We start from the raw sequence: 21,576 nt of genomic DNA, 5'->3' as shown, positions 1-21,576 counted from the left end.
TTACGCCTCCGGGGCCTGGAACTTCGAGGTGCGGGTCATGCCGGCGGCGCGGCCCTTGCCGGAGATGACGAGCGCCATCTTGCGGCTGGCCTCGTCGATCATCTCGTCGCCGAGCATCGCCGAGCCCTTCTTGCCGCCCGCCTCGGACGTGTAGTACTCGTACGCGTCCAGGATCAGCTCGGCGTGGTCGAAGTCCTCCTGGGACGGCGAGAACACCTCGTTCGCCGCGTCCACCTGGCCCGGGTGCAGCACCCACTTGCCGTCGAAGCCCAGCGCCGCGGCCCGGCCGGCCACCGCGCGGAAGCCGTCCACGTTCTTGATCTGGAGGTACGGGCCGTCGATCGCCTGGAGGTCGTTGGCGCGGGCCGCCATCAGGATCTTCATCAGGATGTAGTGGTACGCGTCGGCCGGGTAGCCGGGCGGCTGCTCGCCGACCACCAGCGACTTCATGTTGATGGACGCCATGAAGTCGGCCGGGCCGAAGATGATCGTCTCGACGCGCGGCGAGGCCTGCGCGATCGCGTTGACGTTGTTGAGGCCCTGGGCGTTCTCGATCTGGGCCTCGATGCCGATCCGGCCGACCTCGAAGCCCATCGTCTTCTCGATCTGCGTCAGCAGCAGGTCCAGCGCCACGACCTGCTCGGCGTTCTGCACCTTCGGCAGCATGATGCAGTCCAGGTTCGGGCCCGCGCCCTCGACGACGGTGACGACGTCGCGGTACGTCCACTCCGTGGTCCAGTCGTTGACCCGCACGACCCTGGTCTTGCCCGTCCAGTCGCCCTCGTTGAGGAACTTGACGATGGTGTGCCGGGCCTCCGGCTTGGCCAGCGGCGCGCACGCGTCCTCCAGGTCCAGGAAGACCTGGTCGGCGGGGAGGCCCTGGGCCTTCTCCAGGAAGCGCGGGTTCGAGCCGGGGACGGCCAGACAGGAGCGGCGCGGGCGGAGACGGTTGACCGTCGTCATGCGGGGACCTCCGAGCTTTCGAGGGGGTTGAGCTTGTTCGCTGTACGGATCTCGTCGACGATACGTCCGATGATCTCCGTGATACCGAAGTCCTTCGGTGTGAAGACGGCGGCCACTCCGGCCCGCTTCAGTTCGGCGGCGTCGGCGCTCGGGATGATCCCGCCGACGATGACCGGGATGTCGGACGCGCCCGCCTCGCGCAGCCGCGCCAGGACGTCCGGCACCAGCTCGGCGTGCGACCCGGACAGGATCGACAGGCCCACGCAGTGCACGTCCTCCGCCAGCGCGGCGTTGACGATCTGCTCGGGCGTCAGCCGGATGCCCTGGTAGACCACCTCGAAACCGGCGTCACGCGCGCGTACCGCGATCTGCTCGGCGCCGTTGGAGTGCCCGTCCAGCCCCGGCTTGCCCACCAGCAGCCGCAGCCGTCCGGTGCCCAGCTCCTGTGCCGTCCGGGCCACCTTGTCGCGCACCACGGCGAGCGGGGTGCCCTCCTCGGCGGTGACCGCGACGGGCGCGGACGACACGCCGGTCGGGGCGCGGAACTCGCCGAAGACGTCCCGCAGCGCCCATGACCACTCACCGGTGGTGACGCCGGCGCGGGCGCACTCCAGGGTGGCCTCGAAGAGGTTGCCGTCCCCGGCGGCGGTCGCCTTGAGGGCGGCCAGCGCCTCCTGGGCGCGGGTCTCGTCGCGGTTGTCGCGCCACTCGTGGAGCTTCGCCACGACCCGCGCCTCGTTGGCCGGGTCCACCGTCATGATGGCGGTGTCCAGGTCGGCGGTGAGCGGGTTGGGCTCGGTCGTCTCGTAGATGTTGACGCCGACGATCTTCTCGTCGCCGGCCTCGATCCTGGCCCGCCGCTCGGCGTGCGAGGACACCAGCTGCGACTTGAGGTAGCCGGACTCGACGGCGGCCATCGCGCCGCCCATCTCCTGGATGCGGTCGATCTCCGCCAGGCACTCCCCGACCAGGGCGTCCACCTTGGCCTCGATGACGTGCGAGCCGGCGAAGATGTCCTCGTACTCCAGCAGGTCGCTCTCGTGCGCCAGGACCTGCTGGATGCGCAGGCTCCACTGCTGGTCCCAGGGGCGGGGGAGGCCCAGGGCCTCGTTCCAGGCGGGGAGCTGGACGGCACGCGCGCGTGCGTCCTTCGACAGCGTCACGGCCAGCATCTCCAGGACGATGCGCTGGACGTTGTTCTCCGGCTGTGCCTCGGTCAGGCCGAGCGAGTTGACCTGCACGCCGTAGCGGAAGCGGCGGTGCTTGGGGTTCTCGATCCCGTACCGCTCCCGGGTGATCCGGTCCCAGATGCGGCCGAAGGCGCGCATCTTGCACATCTCCTCGACGAAGCGGACGCCCGCGTTCACGAAGAAGGAGATCCGCGCGACCACATCACCCTTGCGCTCCTCCGGCACCTGTCCGGAGGCGAACACCGCGTCGAGGACCGCGATGGCCGTCGACATGGCGTACGAGATCTCCTGGACCGGCGTCGCGCCCGCCTCCTGCAGGTGGTAGCTGCAGATGTTGATCGGGTTCCACTTGGGGATGTGGTTCACCGTGTAGGTGATCATGTCGGTGGTCAGCCGCAGCGACGGACCGGGCGGGAAGACGTGCGTCCCGCGCGACAGGTACTCCTTGACGATGTCGTTCTGCGTCGTCCCCTGGAGCCTGGTGATGTCCGCGCCCTGCTCCTCGGCCACCACCTGGTACAGCGCCAGCAGCCACATGGCGGTGGCGTTGATGGTCATGGAGGTGTTCATCTGCTCCAGGGGGATGTCCTGGAACAGCCGGCGCATGTCACCGAGGTGCGAGACGGGGACCCCGACCCGGCCCACCTCGCCGCGGGCGAGGATGTGGTCCGGGTCGTAGCCCGTCTGCGTCGGCAGGTCGAAGGCGACGGACAGACCGGTCTGGCCCTTGGCGAGGTTGCGCCGGTAGAGCTCGTTGGACGCCTCGGCGGTCGAGTGACCGGCGTACGTCCGCATCAGCCAGGGGCGGTCCTTCTTCCGTTCCGTCATCAGACGTTCCGGAAGCGGTTGATGGCGTCGATGTGCTTGTCCCGCATCTCCTGGTTCTTGACGCCCATGCCCTCCTCGGGAGCCAGGCACAGGACGCCGACCTTGCCCTGGTGGAGGTTGCGGTGGACGTCGTACGCTGCCTGGCCGGTGTCGTCCAGCGTGTACGTCTTCGAGAGCGTCGGGTGGATCTTGCCCTTGGCGATCAGGCGGTTGGCCTCCCACGCCTCGCGGTAGTTCGCGAAGTGCGAGCCGATGATCCGCTTCAGCGACATCCACAGGTAGCGGTTGTCGTACTCGTGCATGTAGCCCGAGGTCGAGGCGCAGGTGGTGATGGTGCCGCCCTTGCGGGTGACGTAGACCGACGCGCCGAAGGTCTCGCGGCCGGGGTGCTCGAAGACGATGTCGATGTCCTCGCCGCCGGTGAACTCGCGGATGCGCTTGCCGAAGCGCTTCCACTCCTTCGGGTCCTGGGTGCGCTCGTCCTTCCAGAACTTGTAGCCCTCGGCGCTGCGGTCGATGATCGCCTCGGCGCCCATCGCACGGCAGATGTCCGCCTTCTGCTCGCTGGAGACGACACAGATCGGGTTGGCGCCGCCGGCCAGCGCGAACTGCGTCGCGTACGAGCCGAGGCCGCCGCTGGCGCCCCAGATCAGGACGTTGTCGCCCTGCTTCATGCCGGCGCCGTTGCGGGAGACGAGCTGGCGGTAGGCGGTGGAGTTCACCAGGCCCGGTGCGGCCGCCTCCTCCCAGCTGAGGTGGTCCGGCTTCGGCATCAGCTGGTTCGACTTGACCAGCGCGATCTCCGCGAGGCCGCCGAAGTTGGTCTCGAAGCCCCAGATGCGCTGCTCGGGGTCGAGCATGGTGTCGTTGTGGCCGTCGGAGGACTCCAGCTCGACGGACAGGCAGTGGGCGACGACCTCGTCGCCGGGGCGCCAGGCGTTGACGCCCGGGCCGGTGCGCAGGACGACGCCCGCCAGGTCGGAGCCGATGATGTGGTACGGCAGGTCGTGGCGCTTGGTGAGCTCGGAGAGCTTGCCGTACCGCTCCAGGAAGCTGAAGGTCGACACCGGCTCGAAGATCGAGGTCCACACGGAGTTGTAGTTGACCGAGGAGGCCATCACGGCCACCAGCGCCTCGCCCGGGCCCAGCTCGGGCAGCGCCACGTCCTCGACGTGCAGCGACTTGCGCGGGTCCTTCTCGCGCGTGGTGAGACCGGCGAACATCTCGGTCTCGTCCTTGTGCACGGTCACCGCGCGGTAGGACTCGGGGAGCGGCAGAGCGGCGAAGTCCGCGGACGTGGTGTCCGGCGACTGAATCGCGTCCAGGATTTCCTTCACGGTGATGCCTCCGGCGAAGAACGTCTTGAGGGCTGACGTTCGAGGGGAACGTCGGGGAAGTGACTGCTGTGGAGGTGTGCCGTCGGTTCGGCCGGGTGGTGCTGGCAGCGCTGGGTGGTGCGCGAGGGTGCCTGTGACGCAGGCGTCCGGGCGCGCGAGGCGCGATGGCCTTGCGGGGACAGCCGGCGTACGAGATGTCTCTGCACGCCGGCCGCCCGGACAACATCAACGTATGACACCGCGTGCCAGGCCGCAAGACACTGAGTGCCAACAATTTCTCTCAGATGCAATCTGCCGTTCACAGATGAGCGATGATCGATCGAAGAGGCCCTGACCAGGCCTGATGACCAGCTTGATGACCAGGCATAACACAAGGACCCGCCCGATTCGGCTAACGATGCCGAGTCGGGCGGGCCCGTGTGACGTGCGACGCGCCGGGTGGTCTGACGCGGGTCTAGCGCGTCTTGAGAGTCTGTTCGATGGTCCGCATGATCTCGTCCAGCGGCGTGTCCGTGCGGGCCACCGTGACGAGGACGTCGCCGGTGGCGGTCGCCGTCGCGGCGGAGGACTGGGAGGGGGCCGTCGCGCCGGCGGCGCGCCCCGCGCCTATGCCCGTGCCGAACGTGTCCCGGACGATGGCGAAGGCGTGGTCCAGCTGCGCCTCCACGTCCCCCTGGCCGCCCGCCCGCAGCCAGCGCCGCAGCACGTGGTTGTGCGCCGTGACGACCGCCGACGCGGCGACCTCGGCCAGCAGCGGGTCGTCGTTGCCGTCGTGATGGTCCCGCTCGTCGAAATGGCCCAGCAGATAGCGCGTGAACAACCGCTCGTAGCGGGCCACCGAGGCGATCTCCCGCTCCCGGAGCGTGGGCACCTCGCGGGTCAGGCGGTAGCGCTCCACCGACACCGCGGGCGAGGCCGCGTACATCTTCATGACTTCCTTGATGCCGCGGCAGACCGTGTCGAGCGGGTGCTCGTGCGCGGGCGCGGCGTTCAGGACCGCCTCCGCGCGCACCAGCGTGTCGTCGTGGTCGGGGAAGATCGCCTCTTCCTTGGAACGGAAGTGGCGGAAGAAGGTGCGCCGGGCGACCCCGGCCGCGGCGGCGATCTCGTCGACCGTCGTCGCCTCGTACCCCTTGGTCGCGAACAGCTCCATGGCCGCGGCGGCCAGTTCGCGGCGCATCTTGAGCCGCTGGGCGGCCGCGCGGCTGCCGGCCGCGCTCTCGGGGGCGTCGGGCGTGGCGGTGGCACGGGAGGGCCGGCGGGCGGAGTCAGCGGGCTGGGACATGACCTGAACGTACTGCATCCGTGCAGGAGGGCGCGCCTGCGGGGCGGGGTCGCCCGCCGGGCCGCCGGCCCGGTCGAGCAACCCGCCCCACTCCCCGTACGGCTCAGCGCCGGGCATATTCGCGGAAGCCACGCCCCGTCTTGCGACCGAGGCAGCCCGCCGCCACCAAGTGCTCCAGGAGGGGCGCCGGGGCCAGGCCCGGGTCGCGGAACTCGCGGTGCAGGACCCGCTCGATGGCCAGCGAGACGTCGAGCCCCACCACGTCCAGGAGTTCGAAGGGCCCCATCGGGTAGCCGCCGCCCAGCTTCATCGCGGCGTCGATGTCGTCGAGCGTGGCGTAGTGCTGCTCGACCATCTTGATCGCGTTGTTGAGGTACGGGAAGAGCAGCGCGTTCACGATGAAACCGGCCCGGTCGCCGCAGTCCACCGGGTGCTTGCGGATCTTCGCGGTGACGTCGCGGACGGTGGCGTGGACGTCGTCGCCGGTCAGGACCGTACGCACGATCTCGACCAGCTTCATGGCCGGCGCCGGGTTGAAGAAGTGCATCCCGATCACGTCCTGCGGCCGCGAGGTGGCGCGGGCGCATGCGACGACGGGCAGGGAGGAGGTCGTGGTGGCCAGCACCGCGCCCGGCTTGCACACCTTGTCCAGGGTCGCGAACAGCTGCTGCTTGATCTCCAGGTCCTCGGCGACCGCCTCGACCGCCAGGTCCACCTCGGCGAACGCGTCCAGCGAACCGGCCGGCGTGACCCGGCCGAGCGTCTCGTCCCGGGCCTCGGGGGTCATCCGTCCCTTGTCGACGGAGCGGGCGAGGGACTTGGCGATCCGGGCCTTGGCCGTCTCGGCCTTCTCCGTGGAACGGGCCGCGAGCACCACGTCGTAACCGGCCTTCGCGAAGACCTCCGCGATACCGCTCGCCATCGTGCCCGAACCGGCCACACCGACGGAGCGGACCTCGCGGGCCGGTCCCCCGGTGGCCGCCTCCAGCGGCGTCAGCGCGTCCCGCACCACGACACCGCTGCCCGGCGCCTCGTACGTGTAGAAGCCGCGCCCCGACTTGCGCCCGGTCAGGCCCGCCTCGCTGAGCTGCTTCAGGATCGGGGCGGGGGCGTGCAGCCGGTCCCGGGACTCGGCGTACATGGCGTCCAGCACGGTACGGGCCGTGTCGATGCCGATCAGGTCGAGCAGGGCCAGCGGCCCCATCGGCAGGCCGCAGCCCAGCCGCATCGCGGCGTCGATGTCCTCGCGGGAGGCGTACTTGGCCTCGTACATCGCCGCGGCCTGGTTGAGGTAGCCGAACAGCAGGCCGTCCGCGACGAAACCGGGCCGGTCGCCGACCGCGACGGGCTCCTTGCCCAGCTGGTGGGCGAGGTCGGTGACCGCGGCGACGGCCTGCGGGGCGGTCAGCACCGAGGAGACCACCTCGACCAGCTTCATCGCCGGGGCCGGGTTGAAGAAGTGCAGGCCGAGCACCCGCTCGGGGCGCGCCGAGTCGGCGGCCAGCCGCGTCACGGACAGCGCGTTCGTACCGGTCGCGATGATCGCGCCGGGGCGGACGATGGAGTCCAGCGCCTGGAACACCTGCTGCTTGACCTCGTACGACTCCGGCACGACCTCGATGACGAGGTCGGCGTCGGCCGCCGCCTGGAGGTCGGAGAAGGTGCGGAACCGGGCGAGGATGTCGCGCCGCTCCTCCTCGCTGATCCGCTCCCGCGCCACGGAACGGGCCGTGGCCGCCTCCAGGGTGCTGATCGCGCGGGCGGCGGCGGCCTCGCTGATGTCGATGCCGATCACCTCGCGTCCGGCCCGGGCCAGGACCTCGGCTATGCCTGTGCCCATCGTGCCGAGGCCGACGACGGCAATGGTGGAGAGAGGGGTGTCCATCACGGGACTCCAGGGATGAGTGACGACTGATGAGGGGCGCGCGCAGGAGGTACGACCGGGAGGTGGTGGTACGCGGGTGCGTGCGGGTCGCGCGCAGAACGTGCTGCGCAGCCGTGCTGTCGCGGTGAGGAGGAACCGACGGACTCTGTCCCGGAGTCCCGTCGTACAAGGTGCCGAACCGACAAGGCACTCGCGGCGGCTGCGTCACCAGGCCGCCGTGAGGTGCGGGTGTAGCCCGCTCACCTGAGGTTAACCGGTGGGTAACGAGCGCGCCAGTCCTGGGAAGTGGGTCGAATGTGTGATGTGGATCGCGGCGCGCCCGGATACTGACCCCATGGACGGCACGGAAGCCAAGGACGTGGCGGGCGGCCCGGGACCCGGGGCCGCTGCGCCGGCGGGGTTACGCAAACCGCGAGGGGCCTCCCGGCCGGCGCCGCCGGGGGAGCGGGAGGACGAGGAGTTCAGGTCGCTCGCCGACCGGCTCGCGGAGGAGGCCGGCGGACAGCCCGCCTACGAGCGGCTGATCACCGTCCGTGACCCCGACGAGCTCGCCGCCGTCCTCACCCGCCCCGGGCAGCCCCTGTGGGCCCGGGAGATCGCCGCCTTCCGGCTCGGCCTCGCCCGGGACCGGCGCGCCTTCGAGGCACTGGTCCTGCTCCTCAACCACCGCGACCCGGCACGCTGCGTCTCCGCCGCCTACGCCCTGGCCCGGCTGGGCGACCCGCGCACCCCCCGGGCGGCCGCCGCCCTCGCCACCAACGAACTGCGCGTCGCCTACGCCCTGATGCCGGTCCGTCTGCTCACCGAGCTGCGCGCACCCGAGTCCGTACCGGCGCTGATCACCGTCCTGGAGCGCCGCCTCACGGTCGGCGACCCCTACTGGCGGGTGGGCGTCGCCTGCGCGGAAGGCCTCGGCGCCCTGGGCGACCCCCGCGCCCGACCGGTCCTCGAAGCCGCCCGCGCCCACCCCCGCCTCGCCGTGGCGGCCGCCACGGCACTCCGGCGCCTGCCGTCCCCAGGGGACGGCGGACTCACGTGACGGACGGCGGGCTCACGTAGCGGGGGTCCGTGCGCCCGCGTCCGTCACCGCCGGGGGCCTTCCGGGAGGACCGCGAACGCCTCGATCTCGACGAGCAGTTCGGGCCGGAACAGCGCCGACACCTGGACCGCCGAACTCGCCGGCGGACACGCCGTGTCGATCACCTCGTCCCGGGCCGCCCGCACCGCCGGCAGGTGGGCCACGTCCGTGACGAAATACGTCAGCTTGACCACGTCACCGAAACCGGCGCCCGCCGCCTCCAGGCACCGCCGCAGGTTCCCGAACACCTGGCGGGCCTGCGCACCCGCGTCGCCCTCGCCCACCACGCGCCCGTCCGCGTCGAAGGCGCACTGGCCGGATATCGCGATGAACCGGCCGCTGCCCCAGACGACATGGCTGTAACCGGAACCGGGGGCGACCCCGTCAGGGGCGCGCACATGGGTGAGGTGATCGTTCATGCGCCTCATCCTCGCGCACGCCACTGACAACGGGCCGGTCAGGCCCCGCGGCCCGGCAGCCCGTGCCCCAGCAGCCCGTGCGGCGCGGCACCGTCCGTGCGGCCGGCGGCGCCCGCGGCACCCGCGGCGCCCACCGTCTCGGCCGGCTGCGGGTCGGGCACCGCCGGGCAGACCGCGTCCACCGCGCCCTGCCCGGCGCCGCGCGGCAGCTCGCCCTTCTCCAGGTACCGCACCAGGTGCCGGTCGAGACAGGGGTTGCCGCCCAGGGTGATCGCGTGGTTGCCGCCGCCGCGCTCCACGACCAGGCGGGAGCCGCGCAGCTGCCGGTGCACGGTCACGCCGCCCTCGTACGGGGTGGCCGCGTCCTCCGTCGCCTGGAACAGCAGCACCGGCGGCAGGGCGTCGTTGGCGACGTCCGGCGCCGGCAGCGACTCGACCGGCCAGAAGGCGCAGGGCGCGTTGTACCAGGCGTTGTTCCAGGTGGAGAAGGGTGCCTTGCCGTACACCTCCCAGTTGTCCCGGTGCCAGACGCCCCAGTCCCTGGGCCAGCCGGCGTCACGGCACTGGACGGCCGTGTAGACCGAGTAGCTGTTGTCGTCCGCCGCGTCGTTCGACGCCAGCGCCTTGTGGGCGGCGACCAGCGGAGCGGGGTCCTTGTCGTTGGCGTACGCCGAGAACGCCTCGGCGAGCGTGGGCCAGAAGCCGTTGTAGTACCCGCCCGGCAGGAAGGTGTCCTCCAGCTCGGCCGGGCCCACCTTGCGGCCCGCCGGCTTCTTCCGCAGCGCCTCGCGCACCGCGTACCACCGCGCCTCGACCTTCGCCGGATCGGTGCCCAGCCGGTAGGTCCTGTGGTGCCTGGCCACCCACGCCATGAACGCCTTGTGGCGGGCGTCGAACGCCATGTCCTGGGCGAGGTTCAGGCGGTACCAGACCCCTTGCGGGTCGACCACGGAGTCCAGCACGGCCCGCCGCACCCGCTGCGGGAACAGCTTGGCGTAGACGGCACCGAGGTACGTTCCGTACGAGTACCCGAAGTAATTGATCTTCTCGGCGCCGAGCGCCCGCCGGATCACGTCCAGGTCCCGGGCCGTGCTCACGGTGCTCATGTGGCGCAGCAGGTCGCCGTACTTGTCGCCGCACGCCCTCGCGAACGACGCCGCCCTGGCCAGGTTCACCCGCTCGTCCCGCTGATCGCGCGGCACCGAGTCCGGCCGGACGGGCGTGAAGTAGCCCGGTTTGCAGTCGAGCGCCGGCCTGCTGGCCCCCACGCCCCGGGGGTCGAACCCGATCACGTCGTACTGCGCCGCCACCCTCGCCGGCAGCGAAGCCGCCACGAACCCGGCCATCGAGCGCCCGCCGGCGCCCGGACCGCCCGGGTTGACGAGCAGCGGCCCCTGGAAGGTCTTCGCGGTGTGCGGTACCCGGGAGAGCGCGAGGGTGATCTGCTTCCCGTCCGGCGCGTCGTGGTCCAGCGGCACCCGCAGCGTCGCGCACTGGAGCCGGGGGTACTGCTTGTTGGCGCACCCCTTCCACACGAGGGGGCCGACCGGCCCCCCGGCGGCCGGCTCGGCCGCCGACGGCACGGCGGTGACCGCGCCCGCCAGCAGCGCCCCGGCGGCGATCAGCACTCCTGCACGTTTCTGCACACGGCCTCCCGAGCGAGCGGAACGATGAGCGGCGAGGGCACGAGGCCCTCGGCGGATCGTCCCCGCATTCCGCCCCGCGGGGGCACGCCGGGCGCACACGTGACCCGATCAGGGGAGGCTACTTGGAGGAGCCCGGCCAGGATCCCCGTCAGAGGAGGGTGAGCTGGGTGGGCCCCTGATCCGAGGGCCGCGGCTCCGGCGCGCGGGACGGCACCGCGAGCCGCCTGGACCCGCCCCCGCGCGCGGGACCGATGCCGAACTCGTCCGCCAGCTCATGTACCTGACGGGTGATCCGGCGCTGGTACCACTTCGGTGCGTAGGCGCCGTCCGCGTACAGCCGCTCGTATCGCCGCGTCAGGTGCGGGTGGTACCGGCCCAGCCACGCCATGAACCACTCGCGCGCGCCCGGGCGCAGGTGCAGCACGAGCGGGGTCACCGACGTGGCCCCGGAGGCCGCGACGGCGCGGACGGTGGCGCGGAGCTGGTCGGGGTGGTCACCGAGGAAGGGGATCACCGGGGCCATCAGTACCCCGCAGCCGATGCCGTGGTCCGTCAGGGTGCGGACGACGTCCAGGCGGCGCTCCGGCGCCGGTGTGCCGGGCTCGACGGTCCGCCACAGCTCCTGGTCGGTGAAGCCCACGGAGACGGAGATCCCGACGTCGGTGACCTCGGCCGCCTGGAGCAGCAGGTCCAGGTCCCGGAGGATCAGCGTCCCCTTGGTGAGGATCGAGAAGGGATTCGCGTGGTCGCGCAGCGCGGCGATGATGCCGGGCATCAGCCGGTAGCGGCCCTCGGCGCGCTGGTAGCAGTCGACGTTGGTGCCCATCGCGACGTGGGCGCCCTGCCAGCGGGGTGAGGCCAGCTGCCTGCGCAGCAGCTCCGGAGCGTTGACCTTCACCACGATCTGGGAGTCGAAGCCGAGGCCGGTGTCCAGGTCCAGGTAGCTGTGCGTCTTGCGGGCGAAGCAGTACACGCACGCGTGCGTGCAGCCCCGGTACGGGTTCACCGTCCACTCGAACGGCATGCGCGAGGCGCCCGGCACCCGGTTGAGGACCGACCTCGCCCGGACCTCGTGGAACGTGATCCCCCGGAACTCGGGCGTGTCGAACGTCCGTGTCGTCACGGCGTCCGCACCGAACAGCGCGGCGTCGGCGGTGGTCGCGGCGGGGTGGTCGCTCAGGTTGTCCCAGCGCATGGACGCCTCCTCGGTAGCACTGCCCACACAATAGAACACGTGTTCCCATGATCGCCTCTGTCGGGCGGTCCGGCCGGGCGGTCCCGGATTTGGGCGGCCACCGCGCAGGTGGTTGGCTTGTGCCTCCCCTTAGGAACGAGTGCTGGAGGACATGGCATGGCGCAGGTCGAGGCCACGACGGAGCGGGTCATCGCGGCGGACGCGGAGACGGTGTTCGACGCGCTGGCCGACTACAAGGAGACCCGCGAGAAGCTGCTGCCCGAGCACTTCAGCGAGTACGACGTGCGCGAGGGCGGCGACGGCGAGGGCACCCTCGTTCACTGGAAGCTCCAGGCCACCAGCAAGCGCATCCGCGACTGCCTGCTGGAGGTCACCGAGCCGACCGACGGCCGGCTGGTCGAGAAGGACCGCAACTCCTCCATGGTCACCACCTGGACCGTCACCCCGGCCGGCGAGGGCAGGTCGAAGGTCGTCGTCACCACCGTCTGGAACGGCGCGGGCGGCATCGGCGGGTTCTTCGAGAAGACCTTCGCCCCCAAGGGCCTCGGCCGCATCTACGACCAGGTCCTCGCCAAGCTCGCCGCCGAGGTCGAGAAGTAGCCCGAGGCGGGAACCCGTAGGCGTGAGCCCGGGGCGTGAATCCGGAGGGTGAACCGAGGGGCGGGGCCGGGAAGTTCGCCGGGGCGCGGGTCGTGAGGGTCACCGGTTCGGGTGGTCTTCCCGGCGGCTCCCCGGCGTGCGCGCCCGGGCCGGGCGCCCCGCCCGCCCCCGTAAAGCGCCTGATGAGCGCCCCTACGCCCTCCATGTCGGGTGCCCGGCCGAGCTCCTGACCCCGTATTGCCCCGCTTGCTCCCCCTCGGCGCGCAATGCGAAGAATGGCGCGCCGCGTCGGCGTGACTGAGGGGAGCAGGTACGTGGGTGGGAGCAGTCCGGCCGGTGACGGCCGCACACAACCGGCCCACGGCCGGTCGGCGCCCTGGACACCCGGCCCGGACGGCGTCGCACGGACGCCGGGCGTGCGGGCCGCCGTGCCGGGGCCGGGACAAGAGCCGGGGCAGGGCGGGCCGCAGGACGCGGTTCCTGGGGCGCACGACGCGGTTCCGGGCGTACGGGAGCCGGGCCGGAGGAACGTCCTGGGAGGGCGGTCACCGGACCTGCCCGGGCCCGGTCACGGACCTGGCGCCGCGCCGGTCCGGCGGACGCCGGGGACCGGGCCGGGTGGTGCGCCGGACGCCCCCGCGCCGGCCCCCGCCGAGCCCGGAGCCGGACCGGACGGGTCGCGGGAGGCACCCGCCGGCCCGGGCGCCCCGCCCGAAGCGGCCGGTCCGGGCGCCCCGCCCGGCGCGGGGGCGGGACAACCGGCAGGACCCGGGGGCGAGCCCCACCCGGTGTCCGAGCCGCTCAGCCCGCGCCGTGTGCGCCTCGCCTTCGCCGGTCTCGTCGTCGCGCTGCTGCTCGCCCTGCTGGAGCAGCTGGTCACGCTCACCGCCCTCCCGGCCATCACGGCCGGCCTCGGCCCGCAGAACCCCGTGCTGCCCGGTCTCGCGCCGGACCGGGCGCCGTGGACGGGCACCGCGTACCTCCTCGCCGCCGTCGTAACGCTGCCCGTGTACGCCCGGCTCGGCGACCGCCACGGGCGCAAGGGCCTCTTCCAGTTCGCCCTCGTCGTGCTCCTGGTGGGTTCGGCGCTGGCCGGCTGGGCCCGCACCATGGACCAGCTCGTCGCCTTCCGCGCCCTCCAGGGCGTGGGCGCCGGAGGGCTGCTGGTGGGAGCGCAGGCGATCACCGCGGACCTGGTCGGTGCCCGCCGCCGCGGCCGGTTCCTGGGCCTCGCCGGCGCCGTCACCGGCCTCGGCGTGCTGGCCGGTCCGCTGCTCGGCGGGCTGGTCACCGCACACGCCTCCTGGCGCTGGTGCTTCTGGGCCGCGGTGCCCGTCGGCCTGATCGCGCTGGTGGTCGTCGGTACGGCGCTTCCCCGGCTCGCCCCCGCCAAGGGCGCCGCCCGGGGGCGCCTCGACGTCCTGGGCGCGCTGCTGCTCGCCGCCGCCTCCACCTTCCTGGTGCTGCTGGCGGGCTGGGGCGGCACGGAGCACGCCTGGACCTCCCGGGTCTGCCTGGGGCTCGCCTGCGGTGCGGCCGGGACCCTGTTGCTGTTCGTCGTCGTGGAGAACTACGCGCCCGAACCGCTCGTCCCGCTGCGGGTGTTGTGCGACCCCACCTTCGTGGTCAGCGGTGTGGTCGGCGCCACCACCGGTGCCGCCCTGCTCGTCGTCGCCGACGGCCTGCCCGCCTTCTTCCGCCTGACCGGTGGTGCCGACGCCACCCGGGCCGGACTGCTGATGCTGCCGACGGCCGCCGGCCTGGTCGCCGCGTCCCTGCTCTCCGGGTACGTCATGAGCCGTACGGGCCGCTACGCGGTCCATCCGGCGCTCGGCGGCGCCGTGGCGGTGGTCGGCATGTGGCTGCTGTCCCGGATCGAACCCGACACGCCACGCCTCACCCACAGCGTCTGGCAGGCCGTTCTCGGGGCCGGACTCGGCCTCGTCCTCCCCGCCCTCGTCCTCGCCGTGCAGAACGCCGCGCCACCCGCCGCCCTCGGCGCGGCCACCGGCGCCCACACCTACGTCCGGTGGGTCGGCGGCAGCCTCGGCGCCGCGATCGTCGGCACGCTCTTCGCCCGGCGCCTCGGCCACACGCTCGACGGCCCGGACCTGCCGGGGCCCTGGGCTCTCACCCCGCACGCCGTACGGGCCCTGCCGCCCGCCCTGCGCGACGCGTACGTCGAGGCGTACGCCCAGGCGATGCCGCGGACGCTCCTGCACCTGGTGCCGGTCCTCGGCCTCGGCCTGCTGGTCGCCTTCTTCCTCAAGGAGAAACCGCTGGTGACCCGCGAGGTGACCCACGACGTCACCCACGACGTGGCCGCCGACGGCGGCCCCACGGCAGGGCCGGCCACCGCCGTGCCCGCGCCCCGCACCGCGAAGGCCCGCGGCCGCGCGGGAGTCCCGGTCTGCGGCACCGTGCAGCACCACGACGGGACGTGCGTACCCCGCGCGGCCCTGACCCTCATCGACGCGCACGGACAGCAGGCCGGGCGCGGGGCGAGCGGGGAGGACGGGCGCTACGCGCTCAGCGTCCCCGGCGCCGGCGCGTACGTGCTGATCGCGGCGGCCGGGGGTCACCAGCCGCAGGCGGTCCCCGTCACCGTCGGCGAACGTCCCGTCGAGATCGACGTGGTCCTCGGCGGCGCGGGCCGCCTGGCCGGCACCGTCCGCACCGCCGACGGCACCCCCGTGCGCGAGGCCACCGTCACCCTCACCGACGTACGCGGGGAGGTCGTCGCGAGCACGCGGACCGGGCACGACGGGAGCTACGCCCTCGCCTCGCTCGTGGCGGGGGAGTACACCCTGGCCGCGAGCGCCCCCGCCTTGCGGCCCGCCGCCCTGCCCGTGACCGTCCAGGCGGCCCGGGAGACGCGCCAGGACGTCGAGCTGGCCGGCGGAGCGGTGCTGGGCGGGACGGTACGGGCGCCGGACGGCAGGCCCGTGGACGACGCGCGCGTGACGCTGCTCGACGCTGTCGGCAGCGTCGTCGGCACGCTCACCACGGGCCCCGACGGCACGTTCCGCTTCATGGACCTCTCGGCGGGCGAGTACACGGTCGTCGCGGCCGGGTACCCGCCGGTGGCCACCGTGCTCCAGGTGGCGGGAGGCGGCCGCACGGAACGCGATCTCCGCCTGGGACACGAGCACTGACCCGCGCCCCCGCGCCCCGGCCGCCGCGCGTGACCTGCGTCATTTCCGTCCCGGGGATCCAGGGGTACGTTTTCCGTCCGCCCTCCCCCCACGCCTCCGGTTGGATTCCCCGTGTCCGTAGATTTCTCGCTCTCCCCGCTCATAGCGGCGACCGCGCGGTGGCTCACCCGTGCCTATCCGGCGGGCGGCGGCGTGCTCGACCGGGCGGTCGCCGAGGCGCAGGCGCGGCAGGCCGTGACGGTGGCGGCATGGCTGCGGTACCCGACCACGATGGACGCCGCCCTGGTGGCCGTGGCGGGACCGGGCGGCTCCGAGCGGCTGGACGGCGTCACCGGCGCCGACACCGCCGGGCGGGCCGGTGAGGACGGGGAACCGTGGCGCAGCTGGGTCGACGAGGTCGTCGTGAGCTGGGCCGCCGCCCTGCTCGGCGAACCCGGGCTCGCCGCGGCCGCCACGGAGGCGCTCGCCGGGTCCCCGCACACGGCGGGCGCGCCGGTGGAGTTCCGGCGCCTGCTCGACCCCGGTGAGCACGAGCGCCGTGCCGCCGCGCTGCTGCGCCACCCGGACCTGCTCGCGCCCGTGGCGGACCTGCACCGGGACCAGCTCCTCGACCGTCTCGCGGCCGGGCCGGCCCTGACGGGCTGACCCCGAGGAACCGTAACGTCCGCGCGCGCCGCTCCGGGCGCACGAGGGCGCACTCTGGCGCACCACGGGCGCGCGGACGGCGGGCACCCGGCGCGCGCCCGACGTCCGCGCGCCGTGCGGTCCCCGCGTGCCCTCCCCGCGTTCCCGCCCGTCCGGGCGACCCCGGCCGACAGTTATCCACAGGCCTGGGCAGGCGGGGTCGGACCGCGTACGGTTTCGAGGCATGAAGATCCTTGTCAGCGCCGACATGGAAGGCGCCACCGGTGTGACCTGGCCGGCCGACGTGCTGCCCGGCACCCCCCAGTGGGAGCGGTGCCGGTCGCTGTTCACCTCCGACGTGAACGCGGCGGTGCTGGGCTTCTTCGACGGCGGCGCCGACGAGGTCCTCATCAACGAAGCGCACTGGACCATGCGCAATCTCCTGCTGGAACGGCTCGACGAGCGCGCCGAGATGCTCACCGGCCGGCACAAACCGCTCACCATGGTGGAAGGCGTCCAGCACGGAGACGTGGACGGCATCGCCTTCGTCGGCTACCACACGGGCGCGGGTACAGAAGGGGTCCTCGCCCACACCTACCTCGCCAACTCCATCACCGGCGTCTGGCTGAACGGCGTCCGCGCCAGCGAGGGCATGCTCAACGCCCATGTCGTCGCGGAGTACGGAGTGCCCGTCATCCTCGTCACCGGCGACGACCTGACCTGCGAGGACGCCCTCGCGTACGCCCCCGGGGCCCGCAAGGTGGCCGTCAAGGACCACGTGTCGCGGTACGCGGCGGTGTGCCGCACCCCCACCCGGACGGCCGCCGACATCCGCGCCGCAGCCAAGGACGCGACCGCTCTCGCCGTACGGTACGAACCGGTGCGCGGCGGACCGTTCACCGTGGAGCTGGAGTTCGACGCGGAGCACCTCGCGGCGTCCGCCACCGTCGTCCCGGGTGTGGCGGTGAGCGGAGAACGGCGCGTCGCGTACACCAGCGAGACGATGTTCGAGGCCATTCGCGCCTTCAAGGCGGTCACCACGATCGTCTCGGCCGCAGTGGAGGAGCAATATGGCTGACGTGACGACACCGTTCGACACGGACTCGCAGGCGCTCGACGAGGTGGTCACCTTCACCTCCGAGCTCATCCGTATCGACACCACCAACCACGGCGGCGGTGACTGCCGGGAGCGGCCCGCCGCCGAGTACGTGGCCGAGCGGCTCGCCGACGCCGGACTGGAACCGGCGATGCTCGAACGGACCCCGGGCCGCACGAACGTCGTCGCTCGCATCGAGGGCACCGACCCGTCCGCCGACGCGCTCCTCGTTCACGGCCACCTCGACGTGGTCCCCGCCGACCCCGACGACTGGGAGGTGCACCCCTTCTCCGGGGAGGTCCGCGACGGGCTCGTGTGGGGCCGGGGCGCCGTCGACATGAAGAACATGGACTCGATGGTCCTGGCCGTCGTCCGCGAGTGGGCCCGCCACGGCATCCGGCCACGGCGCGACATCGTCATCGCGTACACCGCCGACGAGGAGGCGAGCGCCGCCGACGGCGCCGGCTACCTCGTCCGTCACCACCGGGACCTGTTCGAAGGCTGCACCGAAGGCATCGGGGAGTCCGGCGCCTACACCTTCCACGCCGGACCCGACCTGGAGATCTACCCGATCGGGGCGGGGGAGCGGGGCACCGCCTGGCTCAAGCTGACCGCCGAGGGGCGCGCCGGGCACGGCTCGAAGGTCAACCGGGAGAACGCGGTCAGCCGCCTCGCCGCGGCCGTCCACCGGATCGGCCAGCACGAGTGGCCCGTCCGCCTGACCCCCACCGTGCGCGCCGCGCTCACCGAACTGGCCGCGCTCCACGGCCTCCAGCCCGACCTCGACGCGGACGACTTCGACGCCGACGCCCTGCTCGCCAAGCTCGGCCGGGCCGCGGCCCTGGTCGAGCCGACGATCCGCAACAGCTCCAACCCGACCATGCTGCACGCCGGTTACAAGGTCAACGTCATCCCGGGCGTCGCCACCGCCCACATCGACGGCCGCGTGCTGCCGGGAGCGGACCTGGAGTTCGCCGACACCATGGACATGCTCACCGGCCCGGACGTCGAGTGGGAGTTCGCCCACCAGGAGATCGCCCTCCAGGCGCCCGTCGACTCGCCCACGTACGCCAAACTGCGCGCCGCGCTGGAACACTTCGAACCGGACGCGCACGTCGTGCCGTTCTGCATGTCGGGCGGCACCGACGCCAAGCACTTCGCCCGGCTCGGCATCACCGGCTACGGCTTCGCGCCGCTGCGGCTGCCCATCGGCTTCGACTACCAGGCGCTGTTCCACGGCGTCGACGAGCGCGTCCCGGTCCAGGCGCTGCACTTCGGCATTCGCGTCCTCGACCACTATCTGCAAACCGCGTAGGGGGGAAACCCGGACATGGTGCCCACGGGGGCTTACGGAACCTGGCCATCGCCGATCGACGCGCGTGTGGCCGCCACGCACGACGGACGTCCCGATTTCGTCGGCGTGGTCGGCGACGAGGTGTGGTGGACCGAGCCGCGCCCCGCCGAGGGCGGCCGACGCGCCCTGGTGCGCCGCCTCCCGGACGGCACCGAGCAACCGCTGCTGCCCGCCCCGTGGAACGTGCGCAGCAGGGTCGTCGAATACGGCGGTCAGCCGTGGGCCGGGGCGGTGGGCGCGGGGGGCACGGGCCCGCTCGTCGTCTTCAGCCACTTCCCCGACCAGCGGCTCTACCGGTACGAGCCGGACGGCGGCTCGGACCCCGTGCCGCTCACCCCGCTGTCGGGCGTGGGCGGCGGGCTGCGCTGGGTGGACCCGGTGATCCACCCGGCCCGCGGCGAGGTGTGGTGCGTCCTGGAGGAGTACACCGGCCCCGGCCCCGGCGACGTGCGCCGTGTCGTCGCCGCGGTGCCGCTCGACGGGTCGGCGGCCGAGGACCGGGACGCCGTACGGGAACTGACCGACGACCACCACCGCTTCGTCACCGGCCCACGGCTCTCCCCGGACGGCCGGCGAGCCGCGTGGCTCGCCTGGGACCATCCCCGCATGCCGTGGGACGGCACGGTCGTGATGACCGCGGACGTCACGGCCGACGGAGTGCTCACCGGTGCGCGGGTGGTCGCCGGGGGGCCGCGGGAGGCGGTCTGCCAGGTCGACTGGGCACCGGACGGCTCTCTGCTCTTCGTCTCCGACGCCGGCGGCTGGTGGGAGCTTCAGCGGATGAAGCCGGGGGCCGAGCCGGCCGGCCTGTGCACGGGCCGCGCCGAGGAGTTCGGCGGGCCCCTGTGGAAGGTCGGGCTCAAGTGGTTCCAGCCCCTGGACGACGGGACCATCGCCGTCATCCACGGCAAGGGCGCCACCAGCCTCGGCATACTCGACCCCGAGACCGGAGAGCTCGTCGACGCCCCCGGCCCCTGGACCGAATGGGCCGCCACCCTCACGGGCCACGGATCGCGCGTCATCGGCGTGGCCGCCAGCCCCCGCAGCGGCTACGAGGTCGTGGAGCTGGACACCAGCACCGGCCGCACCCGGGTCGTCGGCTCCGCCCACGACGACTCCGTGGACCCCGCGTACTACCCGGAACCGCAGATCCGCACCTTCACCGGCCCGGACAACCGCGAGATCCACGCCCACATCTACCCGCCGCACAACCCCGACCGGATCGCCCCCGACGACGAACTGCCGCCCTACGTGGTGTGGGCGCACGGCGGCCCCACCGGGCACGTCCCGCTCGTCCTGGACCTGGCGATCGCCTACTTCACCTCGCGCGGCATCGGCGTCGCCGAGGTCAACTACGGCGGCTCCACCGGGTACGGCCGCTCCTACCGCGAGCGGCTGCGGGAGCAGTGGGGCGTTGTCGACGTCGAGGACTGCGCCGCCGTGGCCGAGGCGCTCGCCGCCGAAGGCACCGCCGATCCCGCCCGCCTCGCGATCCGCGGCGGCAGCGCCGGCGGCTGGACGGCCGCCGCGTCCCTCGCCGCCACCGACGTGTACGCCTGCGGCACCCTGCTCTACCCGGTGCTCGACCTCACCAAGTGGGCCGACGAGACCCATGACTTCGAGTCCCGGTACCTGGAGTCCCTGATCGGCCCGCCCGAGGACGTCCCCGGCCGCTACCGGGAGCGCGCGCCGCTCGCCGGGGTGGACCGGATCTCCGCGCCGTTCCTCCTGCTCCAGGGGCTCGACGACGTGATCTGCCTGCCCGCGCAGAGCGAACGGTTCCTGACCGCGATGGCCGGGCGCGGCATTCCGCACGCCTACATCGCCTTCGAAGGGGAGGGGCACGGCTTCCGGCGGGCCGACACCGTGACCCGTGCCCTGGAGGCGGAACTCTCGCTGTACGTGCAGGTCTTCGGCATCACCCGCCACGACGTCCCGCCGCTGGAACTGCGGAAGTGACGGCCACACCCCTGGAACGGCCCAGGCGGCTCCGGCCCGGCGACCGGGTCGCGATCGTGTCGCCCAGCGGTCCCGTGCCCAGGGACCGCCTCGAGACGGGGCTCGCCATCCTGCGCGGCTGGGGGCTCGACCCGGTGGTGATGCCGCACGCCCTCGACGTCCACCCCCACCTGCCGTACCTGGCCGGAACGGACGAGGACCGGGCCCGCGACCTCACCGAGGCCTGGTGCGACCCGTCCGTCTCGGCGGTGCTCTGCGCCCGCGGCGGCTACGGCGCGCAGCGGATGGCCGACCTGCTCGACTGGACGGTGATGCGGGCGGCCGGCCCCAAGGTGTTCGTCGGCTACAGCGACGTGACGGCACTGCACGAGGCGTTCGCCGTACGGATGGGGCTGGCCACCCTGCACGGGCCGATGACCGGCGCGGTCACCTTCCTCGCCGACACCGCCACCCAGGAGTCGCTGCGGGCCACGCTCTTCGAGCCCGAGACGGTGCGCACCCTGGGGCTCCCCGGCGCGGGCCCCATGGTCCCCGGCCGGGCCAGGGGCGTCACCCTGGGCGGCTGCCTGGCCCTCCTCGCCGCCGACCTCGCCACCCCGCACGCCCGCCCCACCTGGCACGGCGGGCTGCTCCTGCTGGAGGACGTCGGCGAGGAGCCGTACCGCCTCGACCGGATCCTCACCCAGCTCCTGCGCGCCGGCCGGCTGGACGGCGTCGCCGGAATCGCCCTCGGCTCCTGGGAGGAGTGCGGCCCCTACGCCGAGGTGCGCGCCACCCTCCTGGACCGGCTCGCCCCCCTCGGCGTGCCGGTCGTCGAGAACCTGGGCTTCGGACACGGCCCCACCAACCTGACCGTCCCCCTCGGCAGGCCCGCGACCCTGGACGCCGACGCGGGCACCCTCACCCTGGACGAGCCCGCACTGCTCCCGGCCGCCGGGTAGCAGACCGCGGCGACAGTGCGT

Annotated in this window: 16 protein-coding genes; 8 read left to right on the top strand and 8 right to left on the bottom strand. The window is 73.0% G+C overall.

Going from position 1 to position 21,576, the window contains the following annotated elements; all coding sequences use genetic code 11:
• The 5 genes from EIZ62_RS05420 to EIZ62_RS05400 form a co-directional block, all read right to left on the bottom strand.
• Nucleotides 1–963, bottom strand: a complete 963-nt coding sequence (locus EIZ62_RS05420; protein WP_156691576.1) for an HpcH/HpaI aldolase/citrate lyase family protein — start codon at nt 961–963, stop codon at nt 1–3.
• The gene (locus EIZ62_RS05415; RefSeq protein WP_156691575.1) at nt 960–2,981 is read right to left on the bottom strand and encodes a protein meaA; all 2,022 of its coding nucleotides are present in this window, start codon (nt 2,979–2,981) and stop codon (nt 960–962) included. The genes EIZ62_RS05420 and EIZ62_RS05415 overlap by 4 nt, the downstream gene beginning before the upstream one ends.
• Nucleotides 2,981–4,318 carry a crotonyl-CoA carboxylase/reductase gene (gene ccrA, locus EIZ62_RS05410; RefSeq protein ID WP_208827776.1) on the bottom strand — a complete coding sequence of 446 codons (1,338 nt, stop codon included), beginning with the start codon at nt 4,316–4,318 and terminating at the stop codon, nt 2,981–2,983. The genes EIZ62_RS05415 and ccrA overlap by 1 nt, the downstream gene beginning before the upstream one ends.
• Nucleotides 4,319–4,772: 454 nt before the next feature.
• The gene (locus EIZ62_RS05405) at nt 4,773–5,603 is read right to left on the bottom strand and encodes a TetR family transcriptional regulator (RefSeq protein ID WP_244375474.1); all 831 of its coding nucleotides are present in this window, start codon (nt 5,601–5,603) and stop codon (nt 4,773–4,775) included.
• 103 nt (nt 5,604–5,706) lie between these two features.
• Nucleotides 5,707–7,488, bottom strand: a complete 1,782-nt coding sequence (locus EIZ62_RS05400) for a 3-hydroxyacyl-CoA dehydrogenase family protein (protein WP_156691572.1) — start codon at nt 7,486–7,488, stop codon at nt 5,707–5,709.
• Between the two features lie 334 nt (nt 7,489–7,822).
• Here EIZ62_RS05400 and EIZ62_RS05395 point away from each other — a divergent pair, with 334 nt between their 5' ends.
• Nucleotides 7,823–8,527: an adenylosuccinate lyase gene (locus EIZ62_RS05395; RefSeq protein WP_156691571.1), complete on the top strand. Its 705-nt coding sequence runs from the start codon at nt 7,823–7,825 to the stop codon at nt 8,525–8,527.
• A 44-nt stretch (nt 8,528–8,571) separates the two neighbouring features.
• Here EIZ62_RS05395 and EIZ62_RS05390 read toward each other — a convergent pair whose 3' ends face one another.
• The 3 genes from EIZ62_RS05390 to EIZ62_RS05380 form a co-directional block, all read right to left on the bottom strand.
• A complete protein-coding gene (locus tag EIZ62_RS05390; RefSeq protein WP_156691570.1) occupies nt 8,572–8,985 on the bottom strand; it encodes a RidA family protein in 414 nt (137 codons plus the stop codon).
• Nucleotides 8,986–9,023: 38 nt separating this feature from the next.
• Nucleotides 9,024–10,631 carry an alpha/beta hydrolase gene (locus EIZ62_RS05385; RefSeq protein WP_156691569.1) on the bottom strand — a complete coding sequence of 536 codons (1,608 nt, stop codon included), beginning with the start codon at nt 10,629–10,631 and terminating at the stop codon, nt 9,024–9,026.
• Between the two features lie 148 nt (nt 10,632–10,779).
• Nucleotides 10,780–11,826, bottom strand: a complete 1,047-nt coding sequence (locus tag EIZ62_RS05380) for an Rv2578c family radical SAM protein (protein ID WP_156691568.1) — start codon at nt 11,824–11,826, stop codon at nt 10,780–10,782.
• Between the two features lie 156 nt (nt 11,827–11,982).
• On the opposite strand from EIZ62_RS05380, the gene EIZ62_RS05375 reads away from it, so the two are divergent.
• The 7 genes from EIZ62_RS05375 to EIZ62_RS05345 all read left to right on the top strand — a co-directional run bounded on the left by EIZ62_RS05375 (nt 11,983) and on the right by EIZ62_RS05345 (nt 21,555).
• Complete coding sequence (locus EIZ62_RS05375; protein ID WP_156691567.1) at nt 11,983–12,426, top strand: SRPBCC family protein; 444 nt, start codon at nt 11,983–11,985, stop codon at nt 12,424–12,426.
• A gap of 788 nt (nt 12,427–13,214) precedes the next feature.
• Entirely contained in the window at nt 13,215–15,581 is a 2,367-nt protein-coding gene (locus tag EIZ62_RS05370) for an MFS transporter (protein WP_425281797.1), read from the top strand.
• Between the two features lie 111 nt (nt 15,582–15,692).
• The gene (locus tag EIZ62_RS05365) at nt 15,693–16,226 is read left to right on the top strand and encodes a hypothetical protein (RefSeq protein ID WP_156691565.1); all 534 of its coding nucleotides are present in this window, start codon (nt 15,693–15,695) and stop codon (nt 16,224–16,226) included.
• 223 nt (nt 16,227–16,449) lie between these two features.
• Entirely contained in the window at nt 16,450–17,283 is an 834-nt protein-coding gene (locus EIZ62_RS05360; protein ID WP_156691564.1) for a M55 family metallopeptidase, read from the top strand.
• Entirely contained in the window at nt 17,276–18,616 is a 1,341-nt protein-coding gene (locus EIZ62_RS05355) for a M20/M25/M40 family metallo-hydrolase (protein WP_156691563.1), read from the top strand. Before EIZ62_RS05360 ends, EIZ62_RS05355 begins: the two co-directional genes overlap by 8 nt.
• 15 nt (nt 18,617–18,631) lie before the next feature.
• Complete coding sequence (locus EIZ62_RS05350) at nt 18,632–20,614, top strand: prolyl oligopeptidase family serine peptidase (RefSeq protein ID WP_156691562.1); 1,983 nt, start codon at nt 18,632–18,634, stop codon at nt 20,612–20,614.
• Nucleotides 20,611–21,555, top strand: coding sequence for a S66 peptidase family protein (locus EIZ62_RS05345; protein WP_156691561.1), 945 nt, complete (start codon nt 20,611–20,613; stop codon nt 21,553–21,555). Before EIZ62_RS05350 ends, EIZ62_RS05345 begins: the two co-directional genes overlap by 4 nt.
• Nucleotides 21,556–21,576: the final 21 nt, after the last annotated feature.

This window comes from Streptomyces ficellus (assembly GCF_009739905.1).
Classification (GTDB): domain Bacteria; phylum Actinomycetota; class Actinomycetes; order Streptomycetales; family Streptomycetaceae; genus Streptomyces; species Streptomyces ficellus_A.
This window is presented reverse-complemented; position numbering and strand designations above follow the sequence as displayed.

Bases quoted from the DNA above. Each gene is read 5' to 3' on its own strand.
- EIZ62_RS05420 (WP_156691576.1), bottom strand. From the start codon at position 963: ATGACGACGGTCAACCGTCTCCGCCCGCGCCGCTCCTGTCTGGCCGTC.
- EIZ62_RS05415 (WP_156691575.1), bottom strand. From the start codon at position 2,981: ATGACGGAACGGAAGAAGGACCGCCCCTGGCTGATGCGGACGTACGCC.
- EIZ62_RS05405 (WP_244375474.1), bottom strand. From the start codon at position 5,603: ATGTCCCAGCCCGCTGACTCCGCCCGCCGGCCCTCCCGTGCCACCGCC.
- EIZ62_RS05400 (WP_156691572.1), bottom strand. From the start codon at position 7,488: ATGGACACCCCTCTCTCCACCATTGCCGTCGTCGGCCTCGGCACGATG.
- EIZ62_RS05395 (WP_156691571.1), top strand. From the start codon at position 7,823: ATGGACGGCACGGAAGCCAAGGACGTGGCGGGCGGCCCGGGACCCGGG.
- EIZ62_RS05390 (WP_156691570.1), bottom strand. From the start codon at position 8,985: ATGAACGATCACCTCACCCATGTGCGCGCCCCTGACGGGGTCGCCCCC.
- EIZ62_RS05380 (WP_156691568.1), bottom strand. From the start codon at position 11,826: ATGCGCTGGGACAACCTGAGCGACCACCCCGCCGCGACCACCGCCGAC.
- EIZ62_RS05375 (WP_156691567.1), top strand. From the start codon at position 11,983: ATGGCGCAGGTCGAGGCCACGACGGAGCGGGTCATCGCGGCGGACGCG.
- EIZ62_RS05360 (WP_156691564.1), top strand. From the start codon at position 16,450: ATGAAGATCCTTGTCAGCGCCGACATGGAAGGCGCCACCGGTGTGACC.
- EIZ62_RS05355 (WP_156691563.1), top strand. From the start codon at position 17,276: ATGGCTGACGTGACGACACCGTTCGACACGGACTCGCAGGCGCTCGAC.
- EIZ62_RS05350 (WP_156691562.1), top strand. From the start codon at position 18,632: ATGGTGCCCACGGGGGCTTACGGAACCTGGCCATCGCCGATCGACGCG.